This window comes from Gordonia sputi NBRC 100414, from assembly GCF_000248055.1.
Classification (GTDB): domain Bacteria; phylum Actinomycetota; class Actinomycetes; order Mycobacteriales; family Mycobacteriaceae; genus Gordonia; species Gordonia sputi.
On sequence record NZ_BAFC01000025.1, the window covers coordinates 42,692 to 62,132 of the forward strand.

A 19,441-nucleotide genomic window follows, 5' to 3' on the forward strand; every position below is an offset into this window, starting at 1 on the left:
AACGCCCCGTTGCTACCGTCAATCAGGTGAGCGCCACATGCTGACCCGCCTGATCCGGACATACCTCTCGCGGTATCCCTGGCACATGCTCGCCGTCGTGATACTGCAGCTCATCGCGACGGTGGCCATGTTGTACCTGCCGACGCTGAATGCCGACATCATCGACAACGGCGTCGCGAAGGGCGACACGTCGTACATCCTGCGCGTCGGTGCGGTCATGCTGGTCATCACGATCGCCCAGATCGTGTGCACCATCATCGCCCAGTACTTCGGCTCACGGGCTGCACTGGCGACCGGACGCGACATCCGACACGACCTGTTGCACAGGATCAACACCTACTCGGCCAGGGAGATGGGGACGTTCGGTGCGCCGTCGTTGATCACCCGCACCACCAACGACGTCCAGCAGGTGCAGTTGTTGATCGTCATGAGCACCACCATCCTGGTGATGGCGCCCATCATGTGCATCGGCGGCATCATCATGGGCATCAAGGTCGGGTCACAGTTGTCGTGGGTGCTCGTCGTGGCGGTGCCGGTTCTCGCGGTCGCGATGGGCGTCATCATCGCGCGTATGATCCCCGGCTTCCGCGCGATGCAGGAGCGCATCGACGCGGTCAATCGTGTTCTGCGCGAACAGATCACAGGTATCCGAGTGGTCCGTGCGTTTGTGCGCGAACGTTACGAGATCGACCGCTTCGCCACCGCGAACGACAGCCTCGCCCAGGCCACGCTGCGCGTCGGCCGGATGCAGGCGTTGATGTTCCCGTCCGTCATGCTGATCACGAACGTCACCATCGTCGCGATCATCTGGTTCGGCGGCCATCTGGTGTCCGACGGCAGCATCGAGATCGGCGCGCTGACCGCGATGATCACCTATGTCATGCAGATCCTGATGTCGGTGATGATGGCGTCGTTCCTCGCAATGATGGCGCCGCGCGCAACAGTCTGTGCCGAGCGCATCTGCGAGGTCCTCGACACCGAGACCTCCGTCGGCGCACCACAAGATCCGGTGCCCTTCGCCGCGCAACCGTCCACTGTCGAGTTCAGAGGGGCACAGTTCCGCTATCCAGGTGCCGACGATCCCGTCCTGTCCGACATCAGCTTTCGCGTCGAGCCCGGCACCACAACCGCCATCGTCGGCTCGACCGGCTCCGGCAAGACCACACTCGTCGGTCTGGTGCCACGACTCATCGACGTCACCGCCGGTGAGGTTCGCGTCGGCGACACCGATGTCCGACGCCTCGACCCCAACACCCTGCGCGATGCCATCGGCCTCGTCCCGCAGCGCCCATACCTGTTCTCGGGGACCGTCGCGTCGAACATTCGGAACGGCAAACCCGACGCCACCGACGAGGAGGTCTGGGAGGCGTTGCGCATCGCGCAGGCCGCCGACTTCGTCGAGCGTATGCCCGACGGCCTCGACACCCCGATCTCCCAGGGCGGCACCACGGTATCGGGTGGTCAACGTCAGCGCCTCGCCATAGCCCGTGCGCTGGTGCGCAAACCGTCGGTCTACCTCTTCGACGACGCGTTCTCGGCCCTCGACGTCGCCACGGACGCACGCCTACGCGCCGCACTCGCACCCGCGACGTCGGAGTCCGCCGTCATCATCGTCGCCCAGCGCATCTCGACCATCGTCGACGCCGAGCAGATCGTCGTACTCGATCGCGGTCGGATCGTCGGGATCGGCACGCACGACGAACTTCTCGCGACCTCCGAGACGTACCGCGAAATAGCGGAGTCTCAGCTCGCGATCGGAGAGTCTGCATGACCCGCGCAGGCGGCGCAGCCCCCGCTCCCCCGGGGCCAGGCCGCGGCCCGATGGCTGCGGGACCAGTCGTGGCCAAGGCGCGGTCGTTCGGCCCGTCGATCAAGCGGCTCATCGGATTACTGTTCTCCTACCGGACCTCGATGAGCGTCGTCGTGTTGTCGATCATCGGATCGGTGATCCTCACGGCGTTCGCACCACGAGTGCTCGGCGACGCCACCAACATCATTTTTGACGGCGTCGTCGGCAAGATGCTTCCCGCGGGGACCACCAAGGCGCAGGCGGTCGAGGGGCTGCGCGAGCGCGGCAACGGCACCCTCGCCGACATGGTGAACTCGATGAACGTCACCCCGGGTGTGGGCATCGACTTCGGCGACGTCGGCCGCGTCTTGTTGATCGTGCTCGCGCTCTACGTCGGCTCGGCGCTGTTGTCGTGGCTCGGTGCCTATCTGCTCAACATCGTCGTCGTCGGCACCGTGAAGCATCTGCGCGCAGAGGTCGAGGCAAAGATCCACCGCCTCCCTCTGAGCTACTACGACGCCACCGCGCGCGGCGATCTGCTCAGTCGCGTCACCAACGACCTCGACAATCTGTCACAGACGTTGCAGCAGACCATCTCCCAGTTGCTGAACTCCGTCCTGATGGTGATCGCGATCCTGGTGATGATGCTCTGGATCTCGCCTCTGCTGGCGCTCATCGCGCTTGTCACCGTGCCGCTGGCCGCGGGCGCAACCGCGCTGATCGCCAAGCGCTCCAAGCCGCACTTCCTGGCGCAGTGGTCGTCGACCGGCAAGCTCAACGCCCAGGTCGAAGAGGCGTTCACCGGGCACGAATTGGTGACCGCGTTCAATCGTCAGGCCGACGTCGAATCCGAATTCGACGAGCGCAACGAGAAGCTGTACCAGTCGAGTTGGCGTGCACAGTTCATCTCGAGCACCGTCATGCCGACGATCATGTTCCTCGGCAACCTCAACTACGTGGCGGTCGCCGTCGTCGGCGGACTGCGCGTGGCATCGGGCGCGTTGAGCCTCGGCGAGGTGCAGGCGTTCATCCAGTACTCACGTCAGTTCACGCAGCCGCTCACGCAGATCGGGTCGATGGTCAACCTGCTGCAGAGCGGCGTGGCGTCGGCCGAGCGCATCTTCGACATCCTCGACGCCGACGAACAGACCCCCGACCCGAAGAACCCGAAGACGCCCGAGCACGACCGTGGGCTCATCGAATTCGACGACGTCTCGTTCCGCTACGTCGCCGACAAACCGCTCATCGACGACCTCTCACTCGTCGCACGTCCCGGTCACATGGTCGCGATCGTCGGACCGACCGGCGCGGGAAAGACCACCCTGGTCAACCTCATCATGCGCTTCTACGACGTCGACTCCGGAACCATCACCGTCGACGGCGTCGAATCCCGTGAGATGACCCGCGACGACCTGCGCGAGCGCACCGGAATGGTGCTGCAGGACTCGTGGCTGTTCGGCGGAACCATCTACGAGAACATCGCCTACGGCGACCCCACGGCATCGCGCGAGGAGGTCCTCGAGGCCGCGCGCATGAGCCACGTCGACCACTTCGTCCGCATCCTGCCCGACGGCTACGAGACAATGCTCGACGACGAAGGCGGCGGCGTGAGTGCCGGTGAGCGACAGCTCATCACGATCGCGCGCGCCTTCCTCGCCCGCCCGACCATCCTGATTCTCGACGAGGCCACCAGCTCCGTCGACACCCGCACCGAGCTGCTCATCCAGAAAGCGATGGCCGCGCTGCGCACCGACCGCACGAGTTTCGTTATCGCGCACCGCCTTTCGACCATCCGCGACGCCGACGTCATCGTGGTGATGGAAGACGGGCACATCGTCGAGCAGGGCACCCACGACGGGCTGCTCGCCGCTCAGGGCGCGTACTGCCGGCTGTACCGCAGCCAGTTCGCCGGGGCCGTCGACTCGGAGGCTTGACCTTGCCCGGCAATCTCCAAGCGCTCCAGCCACTCTCGCACCATCGGCACCACGCGGTTCTTTCGTAGATCGGCCCACACCCATCGGATCACCATCGGCCCGAGGCGCCTGACGCCATCTTCGCGGGCCTTCTCGCGCTTCATCACGTCGAGCGCGGTCTCGTCGTCGCCCAGATCCTTGGTGTACTTGCGCATCCCGTCGAACTCGCCCACGAGCTTGCCCTCCCAGTCGTAGTCGACCTTGGCGACGAACTCGCCGTCGGCGTCGAAGTACTCCCGCTGCAGTCGTGGAATCGGCAGTTCGGCGACGATCATCTGACCTCTTCCCCACGACTCGCCCGCGTTGTCGGCCAGTGGGCTCGCGAACGCAAGCGCCTTGCGGGCAACGGCAACTCCGCGGCGTCGAGAATCGAGGAGCGCCGACATCTTCTCGCGATCGGCACCGAGTCGCAGCGCGGAGTCGAGCACGGCCAGCGCCTGGTAGAAGTTGCCGCTGCACGCGATGTCGACGGCGGTGACCTCCAGCGACGTCACCACGATGCCGTCGATCACCGTGACGTCGTCGGGCCCCAGCCGACCGGAGTGCAGATGCCGCTGGGTTTCGATGCGTCCGCCGGTCTTGTGCCCAGTGGTCAAGTGCACCCGCGCGAGATCGGGGAACAGCAGCGACATCCCGTGGAGCACTCCCGCCGACTGATGACTCAGCGGTACGTCGGATTCGGATAGGAGCGTTGCCGCGACGGCCTTCAGCCGATGCTTGACCTCCGGCGTACGGCTCTTGTCGGGCAGCACGTAGGCGCCGGGCCACACTCGCACGAGGGTGCCCGCGTCGACGGCGCGCGTGAGTTGCCGATCCGACGAGCCCAATCGCTACTCGACGCAGCGGCCGTTTCAGCGCTCCAGCTCGCCCGCGATTCGCTGCTCGATCTGGGCGGCGGCGACGTCGGGGATGTCGATGAGTCCGTCGAGCTCCTGGCGCGCCTTGCGGTAGGCGGCCTGGCGTTCGGCGGGCGTGGCGGCGGCGTCGGCGGCGACGGAGATCAGTTTGCGCGCGCGGTCGAGTGATTCGCGCTCGACGGGCGAGAAGTCGGACTGTTTCCGACGCCGCGCCTCGCGCTCTGCTGCGTCGAAGGCGGCCTCGTAGTCGCCGACGGCGTCGCGGTAGCGCTCGAACTCGAGTGGGTCCAGCTTCTGGTCGGCCGACGTCGGGCGCAGGTCGTCGGCGCGGATCTTCGCGCGATGGAACGCGAGCGTCAGCGGCTCACGCATGTCGGTCATCATGGGGAACTCGATCAGCGTCGCCAGGTCGAGTTCGTACCCGAACCATCGCTGATCTATCGCGTCGTGCTTCTCGAGCACCTTGGTGACGGACGCCTTGTCGGCCTGGGTGAGTCGTAGCTGTTCGGTCTGCGCGCTCGCCTTGACCCGGGCGAGTTCGATCTTGTCGCGTCGACGCTTCTCGTTGTACCGCGCGAGCGAACCGAACCAACCACCGGCGACTCCACCGATCGGAAATATCAGCCACCAGTAATCGCCCGCGAAGTGCAGGAACTGATCCATGAGACAACAGTACCCACGTCACGGGCCCCGACTACCGTGTCAACATGGCCAAAGCCGACGCCCCGACGCTGCTGTTCGACACCGTCGATGACTGGCAGAGTTGGCTGGCCGACAACCACGACTCGTCGCCTCCTGAGCCGCGCGTCCTACAGATCGGGGATCGGTAGGTCGAGGTTCGGAGCGATGATTCCGCCGTCGACCTCGAGCACCTTTCCGGTCACGTAGGCACCGGCAGGTGACGCGAGGTAGACGGCCGCGGCGGCGATGTCTTCGGGCTCGCCGAGACGGCGCATCGGTGTCGCGTTCTCGATCGCGGTCCGCATGGTGTCGTCGGCGGCCACGATGTCGAGGGCCGACGTCAGGATCGCCCCGGGCGCGATCGCGTTGACCCGGATGCGCGGATTGAGGTCCATCGCCGCGAGCCGCGTGTAGTGCGCGAGCGCGGCCTTGGCCGTGCCGTATGCCGCGTACGCCCGGCCCGGCAGCCGCCCCACAGCAGAAGTGATGTTGATGATCGATCCCGAGCCCGCGGTCTCCAACACCCTCGGAACCGCAGCCGTGACCAGCGCATGAGCATTGGCGACGTTGAAACCGAACGCATCGCTCAGATTCTTCGGTGAGGTGTCGAGCAGCGGTCGTGGCATCGCGCCGCCGACGTTGTTCACGACGGTGTCGAGCCGTCCAAACGTGTCGACGGCGGTCTGCGCGAGCGCCGCTGCAGCGTCGGGATCGGAAAGGTCGGCGACGACGACGCGCGCACGCCTATCTCGGTCGGCGACCTCGGCGGCCACCTTCTCCAGTTCGCTTTCGCTGCGCGCGGAGATCACCACATCGGCGCCCGCCTCGGCGTACGCGACAGCGATCGCCGCTCCGAGGCCGCGCCCCGCACCCGTGATGATCGCGACGGTGTCGTCGAGTCGGAATCTGTCCAGGATCACGACTCCCGACAATGCCACAGAACTGCAACACGTTCTAGATTTTGGCAAAGAGGCGCGGTATGAACTACGACGACCGGCCCGCCACCCAATTCATGTCGGGGTAGCGGTCGCCTGCGGGGCGCAGCGTCGACAATCGCTCGAGCTGATCTGAACTCAATTCCACCGACAGCGCGCCGAGGTTCTCGTCGAGGTAGCGCGTGCGCTTGGTGCCGGGGATCGGGACGACGTCGTCACCCTGAGCCAGCAGCCACGCCAACGCGACCTGACCCGGCGTGGCGCCGACCTCGGTTGCCACGGTGCGTACCTCGTCGACGAGAGCGAGGTTGTGGTCGAGGTTCTCGGCCTGCCACCGCGGGAGCGTCGAACGGAAGTCACCGTCGGAAACCTGCACTGCCGCAGCAGATCCCGTCAACATGCCGCGACCAAGCGGACTGTAGGGCACCATCGTGACACCCAGTTCACGCGCGGCAACCACATCCGACGATTCGACGTCGCGACTGAACAACGACCACTCCGACTGCAATGCCGCGATGGGGTGCACCGTCGCTGCGCGACGCAGGGTGTCGGCATTGGCCTCGCTGATCCCGAGCTCGCGAACCTTACCGGCGGCCACCGACTCTGCCATCGCCCCGACAGTCTCCTCGATCGGCAGCTTCGGGTCGACGCGATGCAGGTAGTAGAGGTCGATGGTGTCGACGCCGAGACGTCGCAGCGAGGCATCGACGGCGGACCGCAGGTACTCCGGCGAACCGTCGACTTCGCCGTTGGGATAACCGGTTTCGGGATCGATCTCGATACCGAACTTGGTCGCGAGCACCACGTCGTCTCTCCGGTCGGCCAGAACCTGCGCGAGCAGTTCCTCGTTGGCGCCCACGCCGTAGACGTCGGCGGTGTCGAGTTGGTTGACCCCGACATCGAGTGCGTGATGCAGCGTCGCCCTCGCCTCGTCCTGGTCGGCCTCGCCGTAAGCGAAACTCATTCCCATACAACCCAATCCGAGCGGTGAGACCTCGAGGGAACCGATGCGCCTGCGGTTCCGGGTTGTCGAGTCTGTTGATGCAGTCATGGCTGAGTCCTTCCGCCGTAGGTGGCGATCTTGTATTCGGTTGCTGCCAGCGACAGCGTGAGTTCGGAGATCTGGCGTCGAATGGTGTCGCGGTGTTCTAGCAGCATCTCGAGCCGCTCCGGCACGGTGTCGTCGCCCTCGTCGACGAGTTCGACGTAGTGCTGGAGGTCGCGAATGGCCATGCCCGACAGTCTCATTCGTGTCACGAAGACGAGTCTGCGCACGGCGTCGGCGTCGTAGAGCCGGTTTCCCGACGCGTCGCGGGGCACGTCGACGAGTCCGATTCGCTCGTAGTACCGCAGTGTGTGCGCCGAGACGTCGAGCATCGCGGCGGTCTGTGCGATGGTCAGCGGTTCGTCGATCTCGTCGGCTTCGACAAGGCGGTGGATGACCTCGACCGACAGTGGACCGTCGAGTTCGTTCAACGTGGCCAACGCCCTGCTCATGAGGTGATCTGTACTCATGACAGCAACGCTAGGCCTTAGAGCGCGCTCTAACGCAACACCTGATCGACGATCACGTCGAGCGGCAGCGCGGCGTCGACGATCATCCCCTGCTCGTCGGGTCCGAGTGGTTCGAGCGCGGCGAACTGCGAGTCGATGAGCGCAGCAGGCATGAAGTGATCACGCCGCCCGTGCACGCGCGCATGTGCCGCGTCTCTGCCGAGGGCGAGCATCACGAAGAACGCCCTGGGAGCACTGCCGCGCAGTCGATCCCGATAGGCACGGCGCAACGCCGAACAGGCGGCCACGCCGTCGTCGTGCTCGGCGAGCCAGGTACCGACCACGTCGAGCCAGGGCAAGCGATCGGCGTCGGTCAGTGGATGTCCCGCGGCCATCTTCGCGATGTTGGCGGCCGGGTGCAGATCGTCGGCATCGACAAACGGCACCGCCAGACGTGCGGCGAGCGCCAGTCCGACAGTACTTTTCCCGCACCCTGACACCCCGCAGACGACGATGGGCGACTCAGTAATCGTGACCAGCCGCCACGGTCGACACGAGGTCTTCTCCTGCGCGGAATCGGCGGAGGTTCTCCGCGATCCACGGCGCGAGTTCGCGGGTGAGACCCGACGCCGGGTTGGCGATGTGAGGTGTGATGATCACGTTCGACAGCGACCACAGCGGATCGTTGCGCGCGGGCGGTTCGGGATCGGTCACGTCAAGTGCGGCACCCGCGATCTCATGCCCCTTGAGCGCCCAGTACAGCGCCTGTTGGTCGACGAGCGGCCCGCGTGCGATGTTGACCACCCACGCGTGGGAGGGCAACTGCGCCAACACCTTTCCATTGACCAGGTGATGGGTTTCCGGAGTCGACGGCGCGGCGAGGACCACGTGATCGCACGACGACCACACCTCATCCATCCGCGACGACGGCAGCGTGCGCTGAGCGCCGTCGACCTCACGTCCCGAATGGTTCACCGCGAGAACCGAAGCGCCACAAGCCTTCAGGCGTGGAATCAGCGATCTCGCGATACCGCCGGCCCCGATGATCGCCACGGTCGCGCCGCGCAGTGTGCGCACCGCGGGATCGATGTGGTCTTTGTCCCAACCCCACCGCACCGATGAGTTGATCTGCCGCAGCCCGGCGAGCAGGAGCGCGAGTGCGTGCTCGGCGACGTTCTCCGCATAGAAGCCCGACGCGTTCGTCCAGACACGCTTGTCGTCGAGAATGCCTGCGGAGACGAACTCTTCGATCCCCGCCGTCTTCAACGCCACCCATTCGACGGTGTCGGGGAGATCGGGGAATCCCGACGCTCCGCCAAGCCAGATCAGGACTCGCGCGGCGTCGAGGTCGGTTTGCGTCGCACCGACGTCGTCGAGCGCCGCGGTGATGTGCTGATCACGTTCGGGGAGGACGGCGACCGTGATCGTCGAATCAGTTTGCGAGGCAGACGAACTCATCACTCACGTCCAGCGAGTTTCTTGGCGGCAGATGTTGCCAGCGTGTCAGCGATCTCGTTGTAGTGATCTCCCGCATGACCTTTCACCCATTTCCAGGTCACCTTGTGCAGCTTCTCCTCCTCCACGAGGCGGCGCCACAGATCTGCATTCTTCACGGGTTTCTTGTCTGCGGTTTTCCACCCGTTTCGCTGCCAGCCACTCACCCACTTGGTGATGCCGTTTCGGACGTAACTCGAGTCGGTGTAGAGGATCACCGTCGACGGCTTGGTCAGTGCGGCGAGGCCCTCGATCGCTGCCGTCAGTTCCATCTTGTTGTTGGTGGTATCGGGTTCAGCGCCGGAGATCTGCTTCTCGTGGCCGCGGTATCGCAGGACCGCACCCCATCCGCCCGGCCCGGGATTGCCCAGGCAGGCGCCGTCGGTAGAAATTTCGACGACATCCGCGTCGGCCGATGCGGCCGTCACCAGTGCGTTGTCATCATCGTTCACGAGAGTCTCTGACACTCCTCCCAGGTTACCCACTGCCATGATCGCTGTGAATTGCATAGAGTTGGTTGCATGCCGGTCTGGGATCCGAGTCGATACCTACAATTCTCCGACGCTCGTGCCCGCCCCTTCCTCGATCTGATCGCCGAGGTGCCGACCAATCCGTCGACCATCGTCGACCTCGGATGCGGGCCTGGGCAGCACACCAAGCACCTACGCGAACGCTGGCCGGAAGCCCTGGTTCTCGGAATCGACGCCTCGACCGAGATGATCACCGAGGCCATCCGCGAGAACATGGACGGGTTGGCCAACTACGACGTCGCCGACCTCACCGAGTGGACACCTCCAGAACCCGTCGACCTGTTCTTGTCGAACGCGGTGTTCCAGTGGGTCCCCGATCAGGAAGTCGCGATCGAGAGACTGCTGCCCCATCTCAACGACGGCGGTGCTTTCGCGATCCAGGTGCCCAACAACACCGGCGCGGCCACGTACCGCAGCCTCAACGAACTCGCCGAGGAGGAGCCCTACTCGCAGTACTGCGGCGATGTCCGGCGGCTGCCGTGGCTAGCACCCGACTTCTACCTCAACTTCTTTGCCGAGCGCGGCTTCGAGGTCAACGCGTGGGAGTCGACGTATCTGCACGTCCTCAAGGACAAGGGCGACGACCCGGTCTTCGACTGGATCTCCGGCACCGGCGCCCGCCCCTTCCTCGAAGCGCTACCCGACGAACTGCGCGACGACTTCAGCGAAGAGCTCAAGCGCCGACTCCGCGCCGCCTACCCCGCCCGCGACTGGGGCACGGTGCTGCCCTACCGCCGCACGTTCGCCGTGGCCGTTCTGCCGCGCTGATCGAGCCGCCCCCGCTGATCGAGCCCGCCCCCCCCGCTGATCGAGCCCGCCCCCGCTGATCGAGCTTGTCGAGATCACACCCCCACCGGCCGCACGCCCGTGTACACGCCCTCGGGCCGAAACCGCAGCCGCTTCTCGCCATACTCCTCGAGCGCGTGCGCGGTCCACCCGACCATCCGCGCGACGGCGAAGATCGTCTCCGCGGCATCGGGGCGCATCCGATAGCTCAGGGCGAGCGCGGCCAACGCGAAGTCCGAGTTGACGAATGTCGACGACCCCAGCGCACCCATCACACTCGACACCGCTCTCATCACACGCGGGTCCCCGTCACCCGCGTCCCGCAGCATTTCCATCAACGTCACCGCGCGCGGGTCGCTCTGCCGGTAGACGACATGCCCGGTACCCGGAATCCGATCGCCCATGCGCAAGCGTTCACCGACAACCGACTCCGGATCGTCGAGAGCTTGGGCAAGAAACCGGTACGCGAAAGTCGTTGCGCCGCCGTGCATCGGACCGTCGAACGCGCCGAGGCCCGCACTGATCACCGCGTACACGCTTCCCCTCGCGCTCGCCGCAACGCGGGCTGCGACCGTTCCCGCGGACAGATCGTGGTCGGCGAGCAGCACGAGCGCCGCATTGAGCATCCCCACCCGCTCCGGCGTCAAGGGCTCGTCTGACAGAAGGGGCCAGAGCCGCGCCGCGAATCCATCAACGCCGACATGAGAATCGTCGACGACTTCGGTTCCGACGATCGCCTCCAGAATCGTCACCGCCTTGTCGGCCACCGCTGCGGGATCGAGTTGATGCCTGCGCGCGTCGTCGGCTCCGAGGAGGTCGACGATCAGCCGGATTCGATCAAGACCTCGCGCGGTCGGGCCAAGCGCGGCGTCGACTCGCCCCGGCACATCGCCGACCACTCCTGGCGGAGTATCTGGCCACGATTGCTCCCACAACAGTGCCGCCACCTGCTCGAATGACATGTCCCGCGCCAGGTCGCCGACGTCGTGTCCCCGGTAGTACAGCCGGTCGTCGTGCAGATAGGACAGTTGCGTCCGGATGCGTTCGACGACGCCCGCCGGCGGCCGTGGACGGCCTTCGGTCAACAACTTCTCGACCTCGTCGACCGGAAACACGCTCCCCGAGACACCGTCGATCCGCTGACTCTGCAACCGCCCGCGGCTGACGTAGGCGTAGACCGTTGATGCCTTGACGCCCAAAACCTTTGCAACCTGTTCTGTGGTCAGGTAGTCGCGTCCGTCATGGCGCACCGGGGTGGGCCAGCGGCGTCGATGAATGCGTTGCACATATTGATTGAATCAACATTGACGATGATGCACCAAGGGGTGATCGTTGCACCCATGACTGATGTGCTGATCGCGCCCGCGGGCCTCGCGAATGTCGTTGTCGCCGACACCGAAATCGGTGACGTCCGTGGCGACGAGGGCTTCTACCACTACCGGGAGTTCTCGGCCGTCGACCTCGCACGCACCAAGACCTTCGACGAGGTGTGGTTCCTGTTCGTGCACGGACACCTACCCGACGCGGCCGAACTCGACTCCTTCGTTACGGCGACCAGAGCGCTGCGCACACTCCCCGACGAGATCTCCGGCATCCTGGCGACGTCGGCAATGCTCGGTGGCGAGCGTGAACTCCTGACCGGCCTGCGCACGATGATGTCGGCGCTCGGCCCCACCTTCGGCGTGCGGCCCCTCTGGGATTCCGACGCACAGACGCGGCAATTCGACGCACTGCGCGCAACCGCGCTCACGCCGACGATCCTCGCGGCGCTGCACCGCATTCGCACAGGTCAGGAGCCGCTCGCGCCCCGAGATGACCTGGGCGTCGCGGCCAACTGGCTCTACCTGATCACCGGCGACGAGCCATCGCGGGAGCACGCCCGCGCCGTCGAGCAGTACCTCATCCTCACCATGGATCACGGCTTCAACGCCTCGACCTTCACCGCGCGCGTCATCGCGTCGACGGGAGCCGACGTCCACGCGGCACTATGCGGCGCACTCGGCGCGTTCTCCGGTCCGCTACACGGCGGCGCGCCCGATCGCGCGCTCGACTCCCTCGACGAGATCGTCGCACACGGCGACGCCCTGACGTGGGCGCGCGAGCAGGTGGCGCAGCGTCGTCGAATCATGGGTTTCGGACACGCCGTCTACCGCACCGAAGATCCCCGATCGGTGCTGTTGCGCGAGGTCGCGCAAGGTCTCGGCGGACCGACGGTCGACGCCGCGATCGTCGCCGAGCAAGCCATCGTCCAGGCGCTTGCGCAAGCCCACCCCGACCACCCGCGCTACGCCAACGTCGAGTTCTACGCCGGGGTGGTGATGGACGCCTGCGGCATTCCACGATCGATGTTCACGCCGACCTTTGCCGTGAGTCGCACGGTCGGCTGGTCGGCCAACATCCTCGAACAGGCCAACAGCCGCAAGATCATTCGGCCGGCGGCGCGGTACGTGGGTCCCGCTCCTACGGTTGGGTGACCCACGAGCGGACGGCGAGTCAGGACCAACGACGCTTACCGGGCCCTGAAGTCGGTGCAACACTGTAAACATGACACGTCGAGCAGTGCTGATCAGAGCCATCAACGTCGGTGGCGCGAAGGTTCCGATGAAGGAATTGCGCAGCATCGCAGGCGATCTCGGGGCAACCGACATCTCGACTTACATCGCTTCGGGCAACCTGATCTGCACGCCACCGGCGTCCTCACATCATTTCGACCGAGCACTCGAGGCGGCAATCGAGCAGCGCTACGGATTCTTCCGTGAAGTGATCAGCCGTTCCCGCGATGAGCTCGTCACCGCCCTTGACGCGCACCCGTTCGACGTCGCCGACGAGAAGTTCTCCTACGTCTACTTTCTGGTCGACGCGCCACCGGAGGACCGACTGAAAGCGTTCTCGGACAAGGACTTCGGTAATGATCTTTGTGAGGTCGTCGGCTCCGACCTGCACATCCGCTACGCAGAGGGCGCAGGCACCTCGAAGCTGACGGCACCCGTGATCGCCCGAGGACTCGGCGTACAGGGCACGGGTCGCAACCTACGCACCGTCCGCAAGCTGATCGAGTTGACCGCCTGAGATCACACGCGCCCGATGGTGCTGATCGCGGCGTCGATATCGCTGCGCTGCTGCTCGGCGGGCGTCTCCCACAGCTTCTTCGGTAGTTCCTCGAGTTCGACGATGGCGGCATCGATCGCTTCGAGCTCCGACTCCCGCCCCTCCTCGGGGAGCGTCGAGGCGTGAATGAGCTTGTCGTCCAAGTCGAACACGGCTGCGTCGAGGCGGTCGCGCTCGGCCACCAGGCCGGCGTCGTTGGCGATCCACGGGTTCTGGTGCACGTCGGCAATCGCGTAGCGGATTCGACGGTGCATCCGAGCCTCCCGCGAGGTCGACGTCGTCCAGTCATCCGGGGCGCGGCTCGGCTGGCCGGGGATGAGGTCGTTGGAGCGGGCGAAGCGTCGAACCCGCTTGTCGGAGTCGACGGCGAACCACGCCGCTCCCGCCAGAATGATCAACGCGACCACGATGGTCACGATGATGACGATCCACGCGACCGCGTTCATGACTGGACTCCCTGCACCGACACCTCACCCGACACGGACATAAGTCCGACCTTAGCCGTGGTGACGCGCCGCGACGTCGGGATGCGCGCGTGTCCTCGACTTCCACGCGTTCTCGCCGTACGTCGAGTAGAGCGGATTGGCCGGATCCTCTTCGACACCGCGTGAGAGTTGCGCGAGGTCGGGCGGGAGGGCGAGCGTCGGGACCCGGGCGTCGAGCGCCGGATTGAGGAAGTAGGGGATCGAGATCCGATCGGTGCCCGGCGCCGGGGCGAGCACCCGATGTCGCGTCGCCCGCAGGAAGCCCCCCGTCGCGACCTCGAGCAGTTCTCCGATGTTGACGATGAAGGCGCCCTCGAGCGGCGGCGCGTCGATCCACTCGTCTGCGCCCGCCTCGACCTGCAGGCCTGTCGAATCCGGTTCGACGAGCAGCAGTGTCAGAACGCCTGAATCCTTGTGTGCGCCAACGCCTTGCGATGTCTGGGTGGTGCCCGGATAGCGCACCACCTTGATCAGGGTGGCCGGTGCCGTCGCGAAGGCGTCGTCGAAGACGGTCGCGTCGCCGGTGAGTGCGTGCGCCCAGTGACGCAACAGCTCGAGCCCGACCCCCGACAGCGCTGCGTCCCACTTTTCGAACGCGGGACGCAGCTCCGGAAGGGCAGACGGCCACAGGTTCGGCCCCTGCAGATTCCAATATCCCTGAGCGTTCTCGATCACGTCGCGCTCGGGGCCGATGTCGATCTGTTCGCGCCAGTCGACCTGCGAGTTGGTGAGTTCTCCGCCGAGGCGCGAGTAACCGCGGAAGTGAGGGCTCTCGAGTTGGCTGATCTCCTCCTTGGCTTGCGCGGGAAGCGCGAAGAAACGCCTGGCCAGAGCCAAGATCTCGTCGATCTGCTGTTGCGGGACGCCGTGTCCGACGAGGTAGAAGAAGCCGACTCGGTGCGTCGCGTCGAGGAGCGCGGATTCGAATCCCACGGGATCGGAAGCTGCCGTGGAGAGGTCGATGATCGGTAGACCCATCGGTCCATTATCTACCCGAGCGCAATTCGGCTCCTACGCGCTCGGCACCCTCGCCGCCGCGACCGCGGCAGTGTTGACGCGGGTCAACACTGCGTGCAGCTCTTCGAGATCAGCCAGCTCGACGCCCAGCGCATCGACGACGGCTCCGGGAATCGACAACGCCTGCTCACGCAGAGCACGCCCCGACGACGTGAGTTCGACGTCGACGTTGCGCTCGTCGTCGCCGCGACGTCGTCTCACGATGAGCTGCTGTTGTTCGAGTCGCTTGAGCAGCGGTGAGAGCGTGGCGGAGTCGAGCTGAAGCACCGCGCCAATCTCTTTGACCGCCCTCGGTTCCGATTCCCAGAGCGCGAGCATGACCAGATACTGCGGATGCGTCAGGCCGAGCGGCTCGAGCAGTCGGCGATAGATGCGCAGCACCGAACGATTCGCCACGGCCAACGCGAAACAGACCTGCCGCTCCAGGAGCAGCGGATTGATGCCCATGTCGTGCGGATTGGCCGTGTCCTGCGAACTCACGTATTCAGTGTGTCATATTCAATCGTTCGCTATCGATTGGCGAGGCGCTCAGGTGGCGGTGCTCGGCGCGTCGGGGTCGGGCTGCGACGGCCTGCCCGCTACAAGGTCGGCAAGCTTGAGTCCGTAGGAGCCGAACCGCGCGTCGAAATGCTCGGCGCGATACGTGGCTCGGTTCTGTTTTGCCTTCGAATAGTGTTTGCGTGCCCATCGAGAACCGGGGCGCGCCAACCGAATTGCGCCGATCCACGCGACCGGCGGGAGGTAGGCGCCGATCACCGCCGTCGAATACTTGCCCTTGGCCACGCAGACAAGCAGCACGCCGATGTGCACGACGAGTACCACGAGAATGACGAGATGGCCTGCGCCGAACCGCGCCGATTCGTCGTCGTCGGTGGTGACGGGATTGAGACCGAGCAGCAGGAGCCCGAGTGCCGCCACCGTGAGGGCAACCACCTGCACCGAGAGTTGTCCCTCACGCGACCAGTACACGTCCTGCATGTGCAGGATCATCGCGAACTCGTCGAGCACCAACGACGCCCCGATACCGATGAGCACTGCCGCGATCTCCCCGGCGGGCGCGGTGCCGTCGGCGGCCACGGAGGTGATGGCGCCGATGATCAACAGGATGATCCCGGGTACCGCGTGATGGATGTGCACGCCGCCGGAGACATTGTTGCGGAACGGTCCTCTACCCGCGCGGATCAGGCGGGTGATGACGCGGGTGATGACGAACGTCAGCAGAAACGCCACGAAGAGCAGCGCCAGTGGTAGTCCCGCCGGACCGTGGTTCATTACTTCGGAGTGATCCCGGTGCGCTGCTGCTCGATCTTGAGACAGCGATCCTCGACGTAGAGCAGGCCGGCTTCCTCGGCGATCGCGCGCGCCTCCGGAGACGTGATCCCCAACTGCAACCAGAGCGCCTTCGCGCCCGCGGCGACGGCTTCACGGGCGATCTGCGGGCAGTCGGCCGACGGGCGGAAGACGTCGACGAAATCGACCTGCTCCGGAACGTCGGCGAGGGTCGGGTAGACGGTCTCCCCGACAATCGTCTCGGCAGTGGGATTGACCGGAATGATGCGCCAGCCCAGCGACTTCATCAGCGCGGGAACCCCGTTCGACGGCTTGGCGGGGTTGGCGCTGGCCCCGACGACCGTGATCGTGTCGAAGGTGCGCAGGATCTGTTCGGCGACATCATCGGTGCTCATGGTGTCCAAGTCTAGGTGTGCGCTCCCTGCGCGGCGGGCTGCTCGCCTTCCTCGCTTGTCAACCACGCAACCAGCGACGCCCCGATGATGGCGCACACGAAGCCGACGGCCGCGAGCCACCCCAATCCGTCGACGGCTTTGTCGCCGAGGAACACCACGCCGACGATGGCGGGAAGACCCGTCTCTCCGACGACGAGCACCGCGGTGACGGCGTTGACCGGTCCGATCTGCAGCGCAAGGGTCTGGATGTAGAACGCCATGGCACCCGCGATCGCGATGGTCCACGCCGCCGGATCTTTCAGCACCGTGAGGGGGTCGAACGGGGAGACGCCGTCGAGCACGCGCACCGCAACTGCCAGCGCGCCGTACATGAGACCCGCGATTGCGCCGCCGAAGATGGCTCCGCGGCTTCCGAGTATCCGCATGACCGCGACGCCGAAGACGGCAACCGCGGTGGTGACCGCGAAGAGCGCCCAGTGGAACATCATGTCGGCGTGTGTCGACGCCTCCTTCGACGCCGATGCGCCCAGTACGCACAGTGCGAATACGACGAGGAGTATCGCCGCCCAGTCCTTGGCGTGCAGCGCGGTGTGGAGCATCACCGTGCCCAACAGCGCCGTCACGATGAGGTTGCCCGCCACGATCGACTGCGCGAGGAACAGCGGCAGGAAACGCGCCGCGACCGCTCCGCCGACGAATCCGAGCATCACGGTCAGTGTGCCGAGGAGAAACGTCGGATTGCGCAACGCCGCTAGTGCACCGCTCGCCGATCCGCTGTTGCCGGAGTCCTGTGCCGCCTCTTGTGCCCCTTTGGCACGCAGGACTGTCGAAAGTCCGTATGCCAGTGCTGCAAGGCAAGCCGCGACGATGCCGATGATGTACATGTCATTCGTCGGGGTAGGGCTGATGCGCTCTGCGAGGGTCGCCGTAGGTGATGGCTCGTTCGCTTCGAGTGCCCGTGATCAGCGTTGCAGACCAGGTCACCATTGCGCCCATCCGATTCCGAACGCCTGCGAGGAAAGCCACGTGGATCACTCCCCACGCGAGCCAGCCCAAGGTTCCCGACATCTCCAGCGGACCGCTCTGCACAATGGCATTGCGTCGCGCGATGTAGGCGGCATTCCCGAGGTCGTGATACGTGAACGGCTTACGTTCCGATTGTCCCGCAACGAGATCCGCGATCACGCCACCCACGTGACGTCCACCCTGCATGGCCACCTCGGCCACACCGGGCAGGTTGTTCAACGACGACGTGTCGCCCGCGACGAACACGTCGGGATGCCCCTCGACGGAGAGGTCGTCGCGCACCGGAATCCGCCCAGAACGATCCTGCTCGACGCCGAGCGCCTTGGCGAGAGTCCGTGCGAACGGGACGGCCTCGACTCCTGCGGTCCACAACGTCGTTCTGGCTTCGAATGTCGTGAGTTCGCCGGTCTTCTTGTCCTTGGTCTGAACTGTGTCCTCGCCGACGTCGACGACGTGGACACCGAGATGGGTTTCGACGCCGATCTTGTCGAGGGTGCGCTGCGCCCGCTTCGACAATGACTCACTGAACGAGGGCAAGACACGATCAGACCCGTGGAACAGGAGCACCCGGGCTTCGGTGGGATCGATGGAGTCGAACTCTCGTCCGAGTGAGAGCGTCGCCAATTCGCGTATCTGCCCGGCAATTTCGACGCCGGTTGGGCCGGCGCCCGCGACAGCGAACGTGAGCCATGCCCGACGCTCGTCGGGATCGGTGAGAGTCTCGGCAATCTCGAAGGCGCCCAACACTTGTCGTCGAATCGCAAGTGCGTCGTCGAGTGTCTTCATGCCGATCGAGTTCTCGATCGCGTCGTCGCAGCCGTGATACGCGGTACGCATGCCGGTCCCGACGACGAGGTAGTCGTAGCTGATCGTCGTGGGACTGCCGTCGGCCCCGAGAATGGTGAGAACCTTTGCCGCGACGTCGATATCGTCGGCCTCGCCGAGCACCACGTTGACATTGCGCTGGCGTCGAAGCAGATGCCTGATGGGGCTGGTGATCGCGCCTTCCGAGAGGATGCCGGTTGCGCACTGGTAGAGCAGCGGCTGGAAGAGGTGGCTGGTGCCACGGTCGATGACGGTGACCGAGACCGGCTCCTTCTTGAGTCGCCGAGCGGCGTGTACGCCGGCGAATCCGGCTCCGATGATCACCACGTGCGGCTTGGACGCCATACTTCAGGCTCCCGCACTAGAGGTGGCGGCGGTACGGGAGGTGACGGCGCACGTCGCGGCGCCGAATGCCCCGGTCACCGCGAAGACCGACGGCCATGCGCCGATCTTCTTGGCGAGTGGGTGCGAGAGCCCGAACGCCGCGAGGTAGCCCGTGAGAAGTCCGGCGGCGGGTCCGGGCCCCCGGCTCAGCCACTGCCGCGTGCACCAGGCGCCCGCCAGGCCGAGGACCACGCCCCCGAGAGGACGTTTGCCGGTGTACCGCGCGGTCGCATATCCGCCGATCAAGCCAGCGCTGGCGACACCGACAGTGGGATCCACATGCATGCCGGTCAGCCTAGCAATCTATTCCGCGCGGTTGCGTGGTTGCGCCTTCAGTCTCCACTCCACCGCGCCTTTTCCTGCCACACTGGA

23 protein-coding genes are annotated in these 19,441 nt (G+C 65.5%); 6 read left to right on the forward strand and 17 right to left on the reverse strand.

Features of this window, described 5'->3' with window-relative positions; all coding sequences use genetic code 11:
- Nucleotides 1-37 precede the first annotated feature (37 nt).
- Complete coding sequence (locus GOSPT_RS04135; protein ID WP_039854731.1) at nt 38-1,771, forward strand: ABC transporter ATP-binding protein; 1,734 nt, start codon at nt 38-40, stop codon at nt 1,769-1,771.
- A complete protein-coding gene (locus GOSPT_RS04140) occupies nt 1,768-3,723 on the forward strand; it encodes an ABC transporter ATP-binding protein (RefSeq protein WP_005203257.1) in 1,956 nt (651 codons plus the stop codon). The genes GOSPT_RS04135 and GOSPT_RS04140 overlap by 4 nt, the downstream gene beginning before the upstream one ends.
- On the opposite strand, the gene GOSPT_RS04145 is transcribed toward GOSPT_RS04140, so the two are convergent.
- Complete coding sequence (locus GOSPT_RS04145) at nt 3,660-4,589, reverse strand: type IV toxin-antitoxin system AbiEi family antitoxin domain-containing protein (protein WP_005203259.1); 930 nt, start codon at nt 4,587-4,589, stop codon at nt 3,660-3,662. The genes GOSPT_RS04140 and GOSPT_RS04145 overlap by 64 nt on opposite strands.
- A gap of 24 nt (nt 4,590-4,613) precedes the next feature.
- Nucleotides 4,614-5,282: a hypothetical protein gene (locus GOSPT_RS04150; RefSeq protein WP_005203260.1), complete on the reverse strand. Its 669-nt coding sequence runs from the start codon at nt 5,280-5,282 to the stop codon at nt 4,614-4,616.
- Between the two features lie 44 nt (nt 5,283-5,326).
- Between GOSPT_RS04150 and GOSPT_RS24500 the strand changes: the two genes are divergently transcribed.
- Nucleotides 5,327-5,449 carry a hypothetical protein gene (locus GOSPT_RS24500; protein WP_267626561.1) on the forward strand — a complete coding sequence of 41 codons (123 nt, stop codon included), beginning with the start codon at nt 5,327-5,329 and terminating at the stop codon, nt 5,447-5,449.
- On the opposite strand, the gene GOSPT_RS04155 is transcribed toward GOSPT_RS24500, so the two are convergent.
- From GOSPT_RS04155 to rnhA, 6 genes are all read right to left on the reverse strand, one after another.
- Entirely contained in the window at nt 5,429-6,220 is a 792-nt protein-coding gene (locus tag GOSPT_RS04155; protein WP_039854733.1) for an SDR family oxidoreductase, read from the reverse strand. The genes GOSPT_RS24500 and GOSPT_RS04155 overlap by 21 nt on opposite strands.
- A 64-nt stretch (nt 6,221-6,284) precedes the next feature.
- Nucleotides 6,285-7,286 (reverse strand): aldo/keto reductase, encoded by a 1,002-nt coding sequence (locus GOSPT_RS04160; RefSeq protein WP_039854698.1) that lies wholly within the window; start codon nt 7,284-7,286, stop codon nt 6,285-6,287.
- Nucleotides 7,283-7,750, reverse strand: a complete 468-nt coding sequence (locus GOSPT_RS04165; RefSeq protein WP_039854700.1) for a MerR family transcriptional regulator — start codon at nt 7,748-7,750, stop codon at nt 7,283-7,285. The genes GOSPT_RS04160 and GOSPT_RS04165 overlap by 4 nt, the downstream gene beginning before the upstream one ends.
- A 29-nt stretch (nt 7,751-7,779) precedes the next feature.
- On the reverse strand, nt 7,780-8,259 hold the full coding sequence (locus GOSPT_RS04170) for a gluconokinase (protein WP_039854702.1): 480 nt from the start codon (nt 8,257-8,259) through the stop codon (nt 7,780-7,782).
- The gene (locus GOSPT_RS04175) at nt 8,252-9,187 is read right to left on the reverse strand and encodes a D-isomer specific 2-hydroxyacid dehydrogenase family protein (RefSeq protein WP_005203285.1); all 936 of its coding nucleotides are present in this window, start codon (nt 9,185-9,187) and stop codon (nt 8,252-8,254) included. The genes GOSPT_RS04170 and GOSPT_RS04175 overlap by 8 nt, the downstream gene beginning before the upstream one ends.
- Nucleotides 9,187-9,675, reverse strand: coding sequence for a ribonuclease HI (gene rnhA, locus GOSPT_RS04180; RefSeq protein WP_039854734.1), 489 nt, complete (start codon nt 9,673-9,675; stop codon nt 9,187-9,189). The genes GOSPT_RS04175 and rnhA overlap by 1 nt, the downstream gene beginning before the upstream one ends.
- Nucleotides 9,676-9,744: 69 nt before the next feature.
- Here rnhA and GOSPT_RS04185 point away from each other — a divergent pair, with 69 nt between their 5' ends.
- Nucleotides 9,745-10,521, forward strand: coding sequence for a methyltransferase domain-containing protein (locus GOSPT_RS04185; RefSeq protein ID WP_005203288.1), 777 nt, complete (start codon nt 9,745-9,747; stop codon nt 10,519-10,521).
- 74 nt (nt 10,522-10,595) lie between these two features.
- Here GOSPT_RS04185 and GOSPT_RS04190 read toward each other — a convergent pair whose 3' ends face one another.
- A complete protein-coding gene (locus tag GOSPT_RS04190; protein ID WP_039854703.1) occupies nt 10,596-11,825 on the reverse strand; it encodes a citrate synthase in 1,230 nt (409 codons plus the stop codon).
- Between the two features lie 54 nt (nt 11,826-11,879).
- Here GOSPT_RS04190 and GOSPT_RS04195 point away from each other — a divergent pair, with 54 nt between their 5' ends.
- Together GOSPT_RS04195 and GOSPT_RS04200 are read left to right on the forward strand one after the other, a co-directional pair.
- Complete coding sequence (locus GOSPT_RS04195) at nt 11,880-13,013, forward strand: citrate/2-methylcitrate synthase (protein ID WP_005203290.1); 1,134 nt, start codon at nt 11,880-11,882, stop codon at nt 13,011-13,013.
- A 70-nt stretch (nt 13,014-13,083) separates the two neighbouring features.
- On the forward strand, nt 13,084-13,608 hold the full coding sequence (locus GOSPT_RS04200) for a DUF1697 domain-containing protein (protein ID WP_039854704.1): 525 nt from the start codon (nt 13,084-13,086) through the stop codon (nt 13,606-13,608).
- A gap of 2 nt (nt 13,609-13,610) precedes the next feature.
- On the opposite strand, the gene GOSPT_RS04205 is transcribed toward GOSPT_RS04200, so the two are convergent.
- The 8 genes from GOSPT_RS04205 to GOSPT_RS04240 all read right to left on the reverse strand — a co-directional run bounded on the left by GOSPT_RS04205 (nt 13,611) and on the right by GOSPT_RS04240 (nt 19,354).
- Nucleotides 13,611-14,093 carry a hypothetical protein gene (locus GOSPT_RS04205; protein WP_005203292.1) on the reverse strand — a complete coding sequence of 161 codons (483 nt, stop codon included), beginning with the start codon at nt 14,091-14,093 and terminating at the stop codon, nt 13,611-13,613.
- Nucleotides 14,094-14,144: 51 nt separating this feature from the next.
- On the reverse strand, nt 14,145-15,110 hold the full coding sequence (locus GOSPT_RS04210) for an isopenicillin N synthase family dioxygenase (RefSeq protein ID WP_005203293.1): 966 nt from the start codon (nt 15,108-15,110) through the stop codon (nt 14,145-14,147).
- 33 nt (nt 15,111-15,143) lie between these two features.
- Nucleotides 15,144-15,596, reverse strand: coding sequence for a MarR family winged helix-turn-helix transcriptional regulator (locus GOSPT_RS04215; RefSeq protein ID WP_051993741.1), 453 nt, complete (start codon nt 15,594-15,596; stop codon nt 15,144-15,146).
- 81 nt (nt 15,597-15,677) lie between these two features.
- On the reverse strand, nt 15,678-16,421 hold the full coding sequence (locus GOSPT_RS04220; protein ID WP_005203295.1) for a hypothetical protein: 744 nt from the start codon (nt 16,419-16,421) through the stop codon (nt 15,678-15,680).
- A complete protein-coding gene (locus GOSPT_RS04225) occupies nt 16,421-16,834 on the reverse strand; it encodes a CoA-binding protein (protein ID WP_039854736.1) in 414 nt (137 codons plus the stop codon). Before GOSPT_RS04225 ends, GOSPT_RS04220 begins: the two co-directional genes overlap by 1 nt.
- An 11-nt stretch (nt 16,835-16,845) precedes the next feature.
- Entirely contained in the window at nt 16,846-17,718 is an 873-nt protein-coding gene (locus GOSPT_RS04230; protein ID WP_005203298.1) for a DMT family transporter, read from the reverse strand.
- Nucleotide 17,719: 1 nt separating this feature from the next.
- Complete coding sequence (locus GOSPT_RS04235) at nt 17,720-19,030, reverse strand: NAD(P)/FAD-dependent oxidoreductase (RefSeq protein ID WP_005203301.1); 1,311 nt, start codon at nt 19,028-19,030, stop codon at nt 17,720-17,722.
- 3 nt (nt 19,031-19,033) lie between these two features.
- Nucleotides 19,034-19,354 (reverse strand): hypothetical protein, encoded by a 321-nt coding sequence (locus GOSPT_RS04240; protein ID WP_005203304.1) that lies wholly within the window; start codon nt 19,352-19,354, stop codon nt 19,034-19,036.
- Between the last annotated feature and the right edge of the window lie 87 nt (nt 19,355-19,441).

What these genes read in the sequence shown, in the direction of transcription:
- GOSPT_RS04135 (WP_039854731.1), top strand. Translation starts at nt 38, where the DNA reads ATGCTGACCCGCCTGATCCGGACATACCTCTCGCGGTATCCCTGGCAC.
- GOSPT_RS04140 (WP_005203257.1), top strand. Translation starts at nt 1,768, where the DNA reads ATGACCCGCGCAGGCGGCGCAGCCCCCGCTCCCCCGGGGCCAGGCCGC.
- GOSPT_RS04150 (WP_005203260.1), bottom strand. Translation starts at nt 5,282, where the DNA reads ATGGATCAGTTCCTGCACTTCGCGGGCGATTACTGGTGGCTGATATTT.
- GOSPT_RS24500 (WP_267626561.1), top strand. Translation starts at nt 5,327, where the DNA reads ATGGCCAAAGCCGACGCCCCGACGCTGCTGTTCGACACCGTCGATGAC.
- GOSPT_RS04160 (WP_039854698.1), bottom strand. Translation starts at nt 7,286, where the DNA reads ATGACTGCATCAACAGACTCGACAACCCGGAACCGCAGGCGCATCGGT.
- GOSPT_RS04165 (WP_039854700.1), bottom strand. Translation starts at nt 7,750, where the DNA reads ATGAGTACAGATCACCTCATGAGCAGGGCGTTGGCCACGTTGAACGAA.
- GOSPT_RS04175 (WP_005203285.1), bottom strand. Translation starts at nt 9,187, where the DNA reads ATGAGTTCGTCTGCCTCGCAAACTGATTCGACGATCACGGTCGCCGTC.
- GOSPT_RS04185 (WP_005203288.1), top strand. Translation starts at nt 9,745, where the DNA reads ATGCCGGTCTGGGATCCGAGTCGATACCTACAATTCTCCGACGCTCGT.
- GOSPT_RS04195 (WP_005203290.1), top strand. Translation starts at nt 11,880, where the DNA reads ATGACTGATGTGCTGATCGCGCCCGCGGGCCTCGCGAATGTCGTTGTC.
- GOSPT_RS04200 (WP_039854704.1), top strand. Translation starts at nt 13,084, where the DNA reads ATGACACGTCGAGCAGTGCTGATCAGAGCCATCAACGTCGGTGGCGCG.
- GOSPT_RS04205 (WP_005203292.1), bottom strand. Translation starts at nt 14,093, where the DNA reads ATGAACGCGGTCGCGTGGATCGTCATCATCGTGACCATCGTGGTCGCG.
- GOSPT_RS04210 (WP_005203293.1), bottom strand. Translation starts at nt 15,110, where the DNA reads ATGGGTCTACCGATCATCGACCTCTCCACGGCAGCTTCCGATCCCGTG.
- GOSPT_RS04215 (WP_051993741.1), bottom strand. Translation starts at nt 15,596, where the DNA reads ATGGGCATCAATCCGCTGCTCCTGGAGCGGCAGGTCTGTTTCGCGTTG.
- GOSPT_RS04220 (WP_005203295.1), bottom strand. Translation starts at nt 16,421, where the DNA reads ATGAACCACGGTCCGGCGGGACTACCACTGGCGCTGCTCTTCGTGGCG.
- GOSPT_RS04225 (WP_039854736.1), bottom strand. Translation starts at nt 16,834, where the DNA reads ATGAGCACCGATGATGTCGCCGAACAGATCCTGCGCACCTTCGACACG.
- GOSPT_RS04230 (WP_005203298.1), bottom strand. Translation starts at nt 17,718, where the DNA reads ATGTACATCATCGGCATCGTCGCGGCTTGCCTTGCAGCACTGGCATAC.
- GOSPT_RS04235 (WP_005203301.1), bottom strand. Translation starts at nt 19,030, where the DNA reads ATGGCGTCCAAGCCGCACGTGGTGATCATCGGAGCCGGATTCGCCGGC.
- GOSPT_RS04240 (WP_005203304.1), bottom strand. Translation starts at nt 19,354, where the DNA reads ATGCATGTGGATCCCACTGTCGGTGTCGCCAGCGCTGGCTTGATCGGC.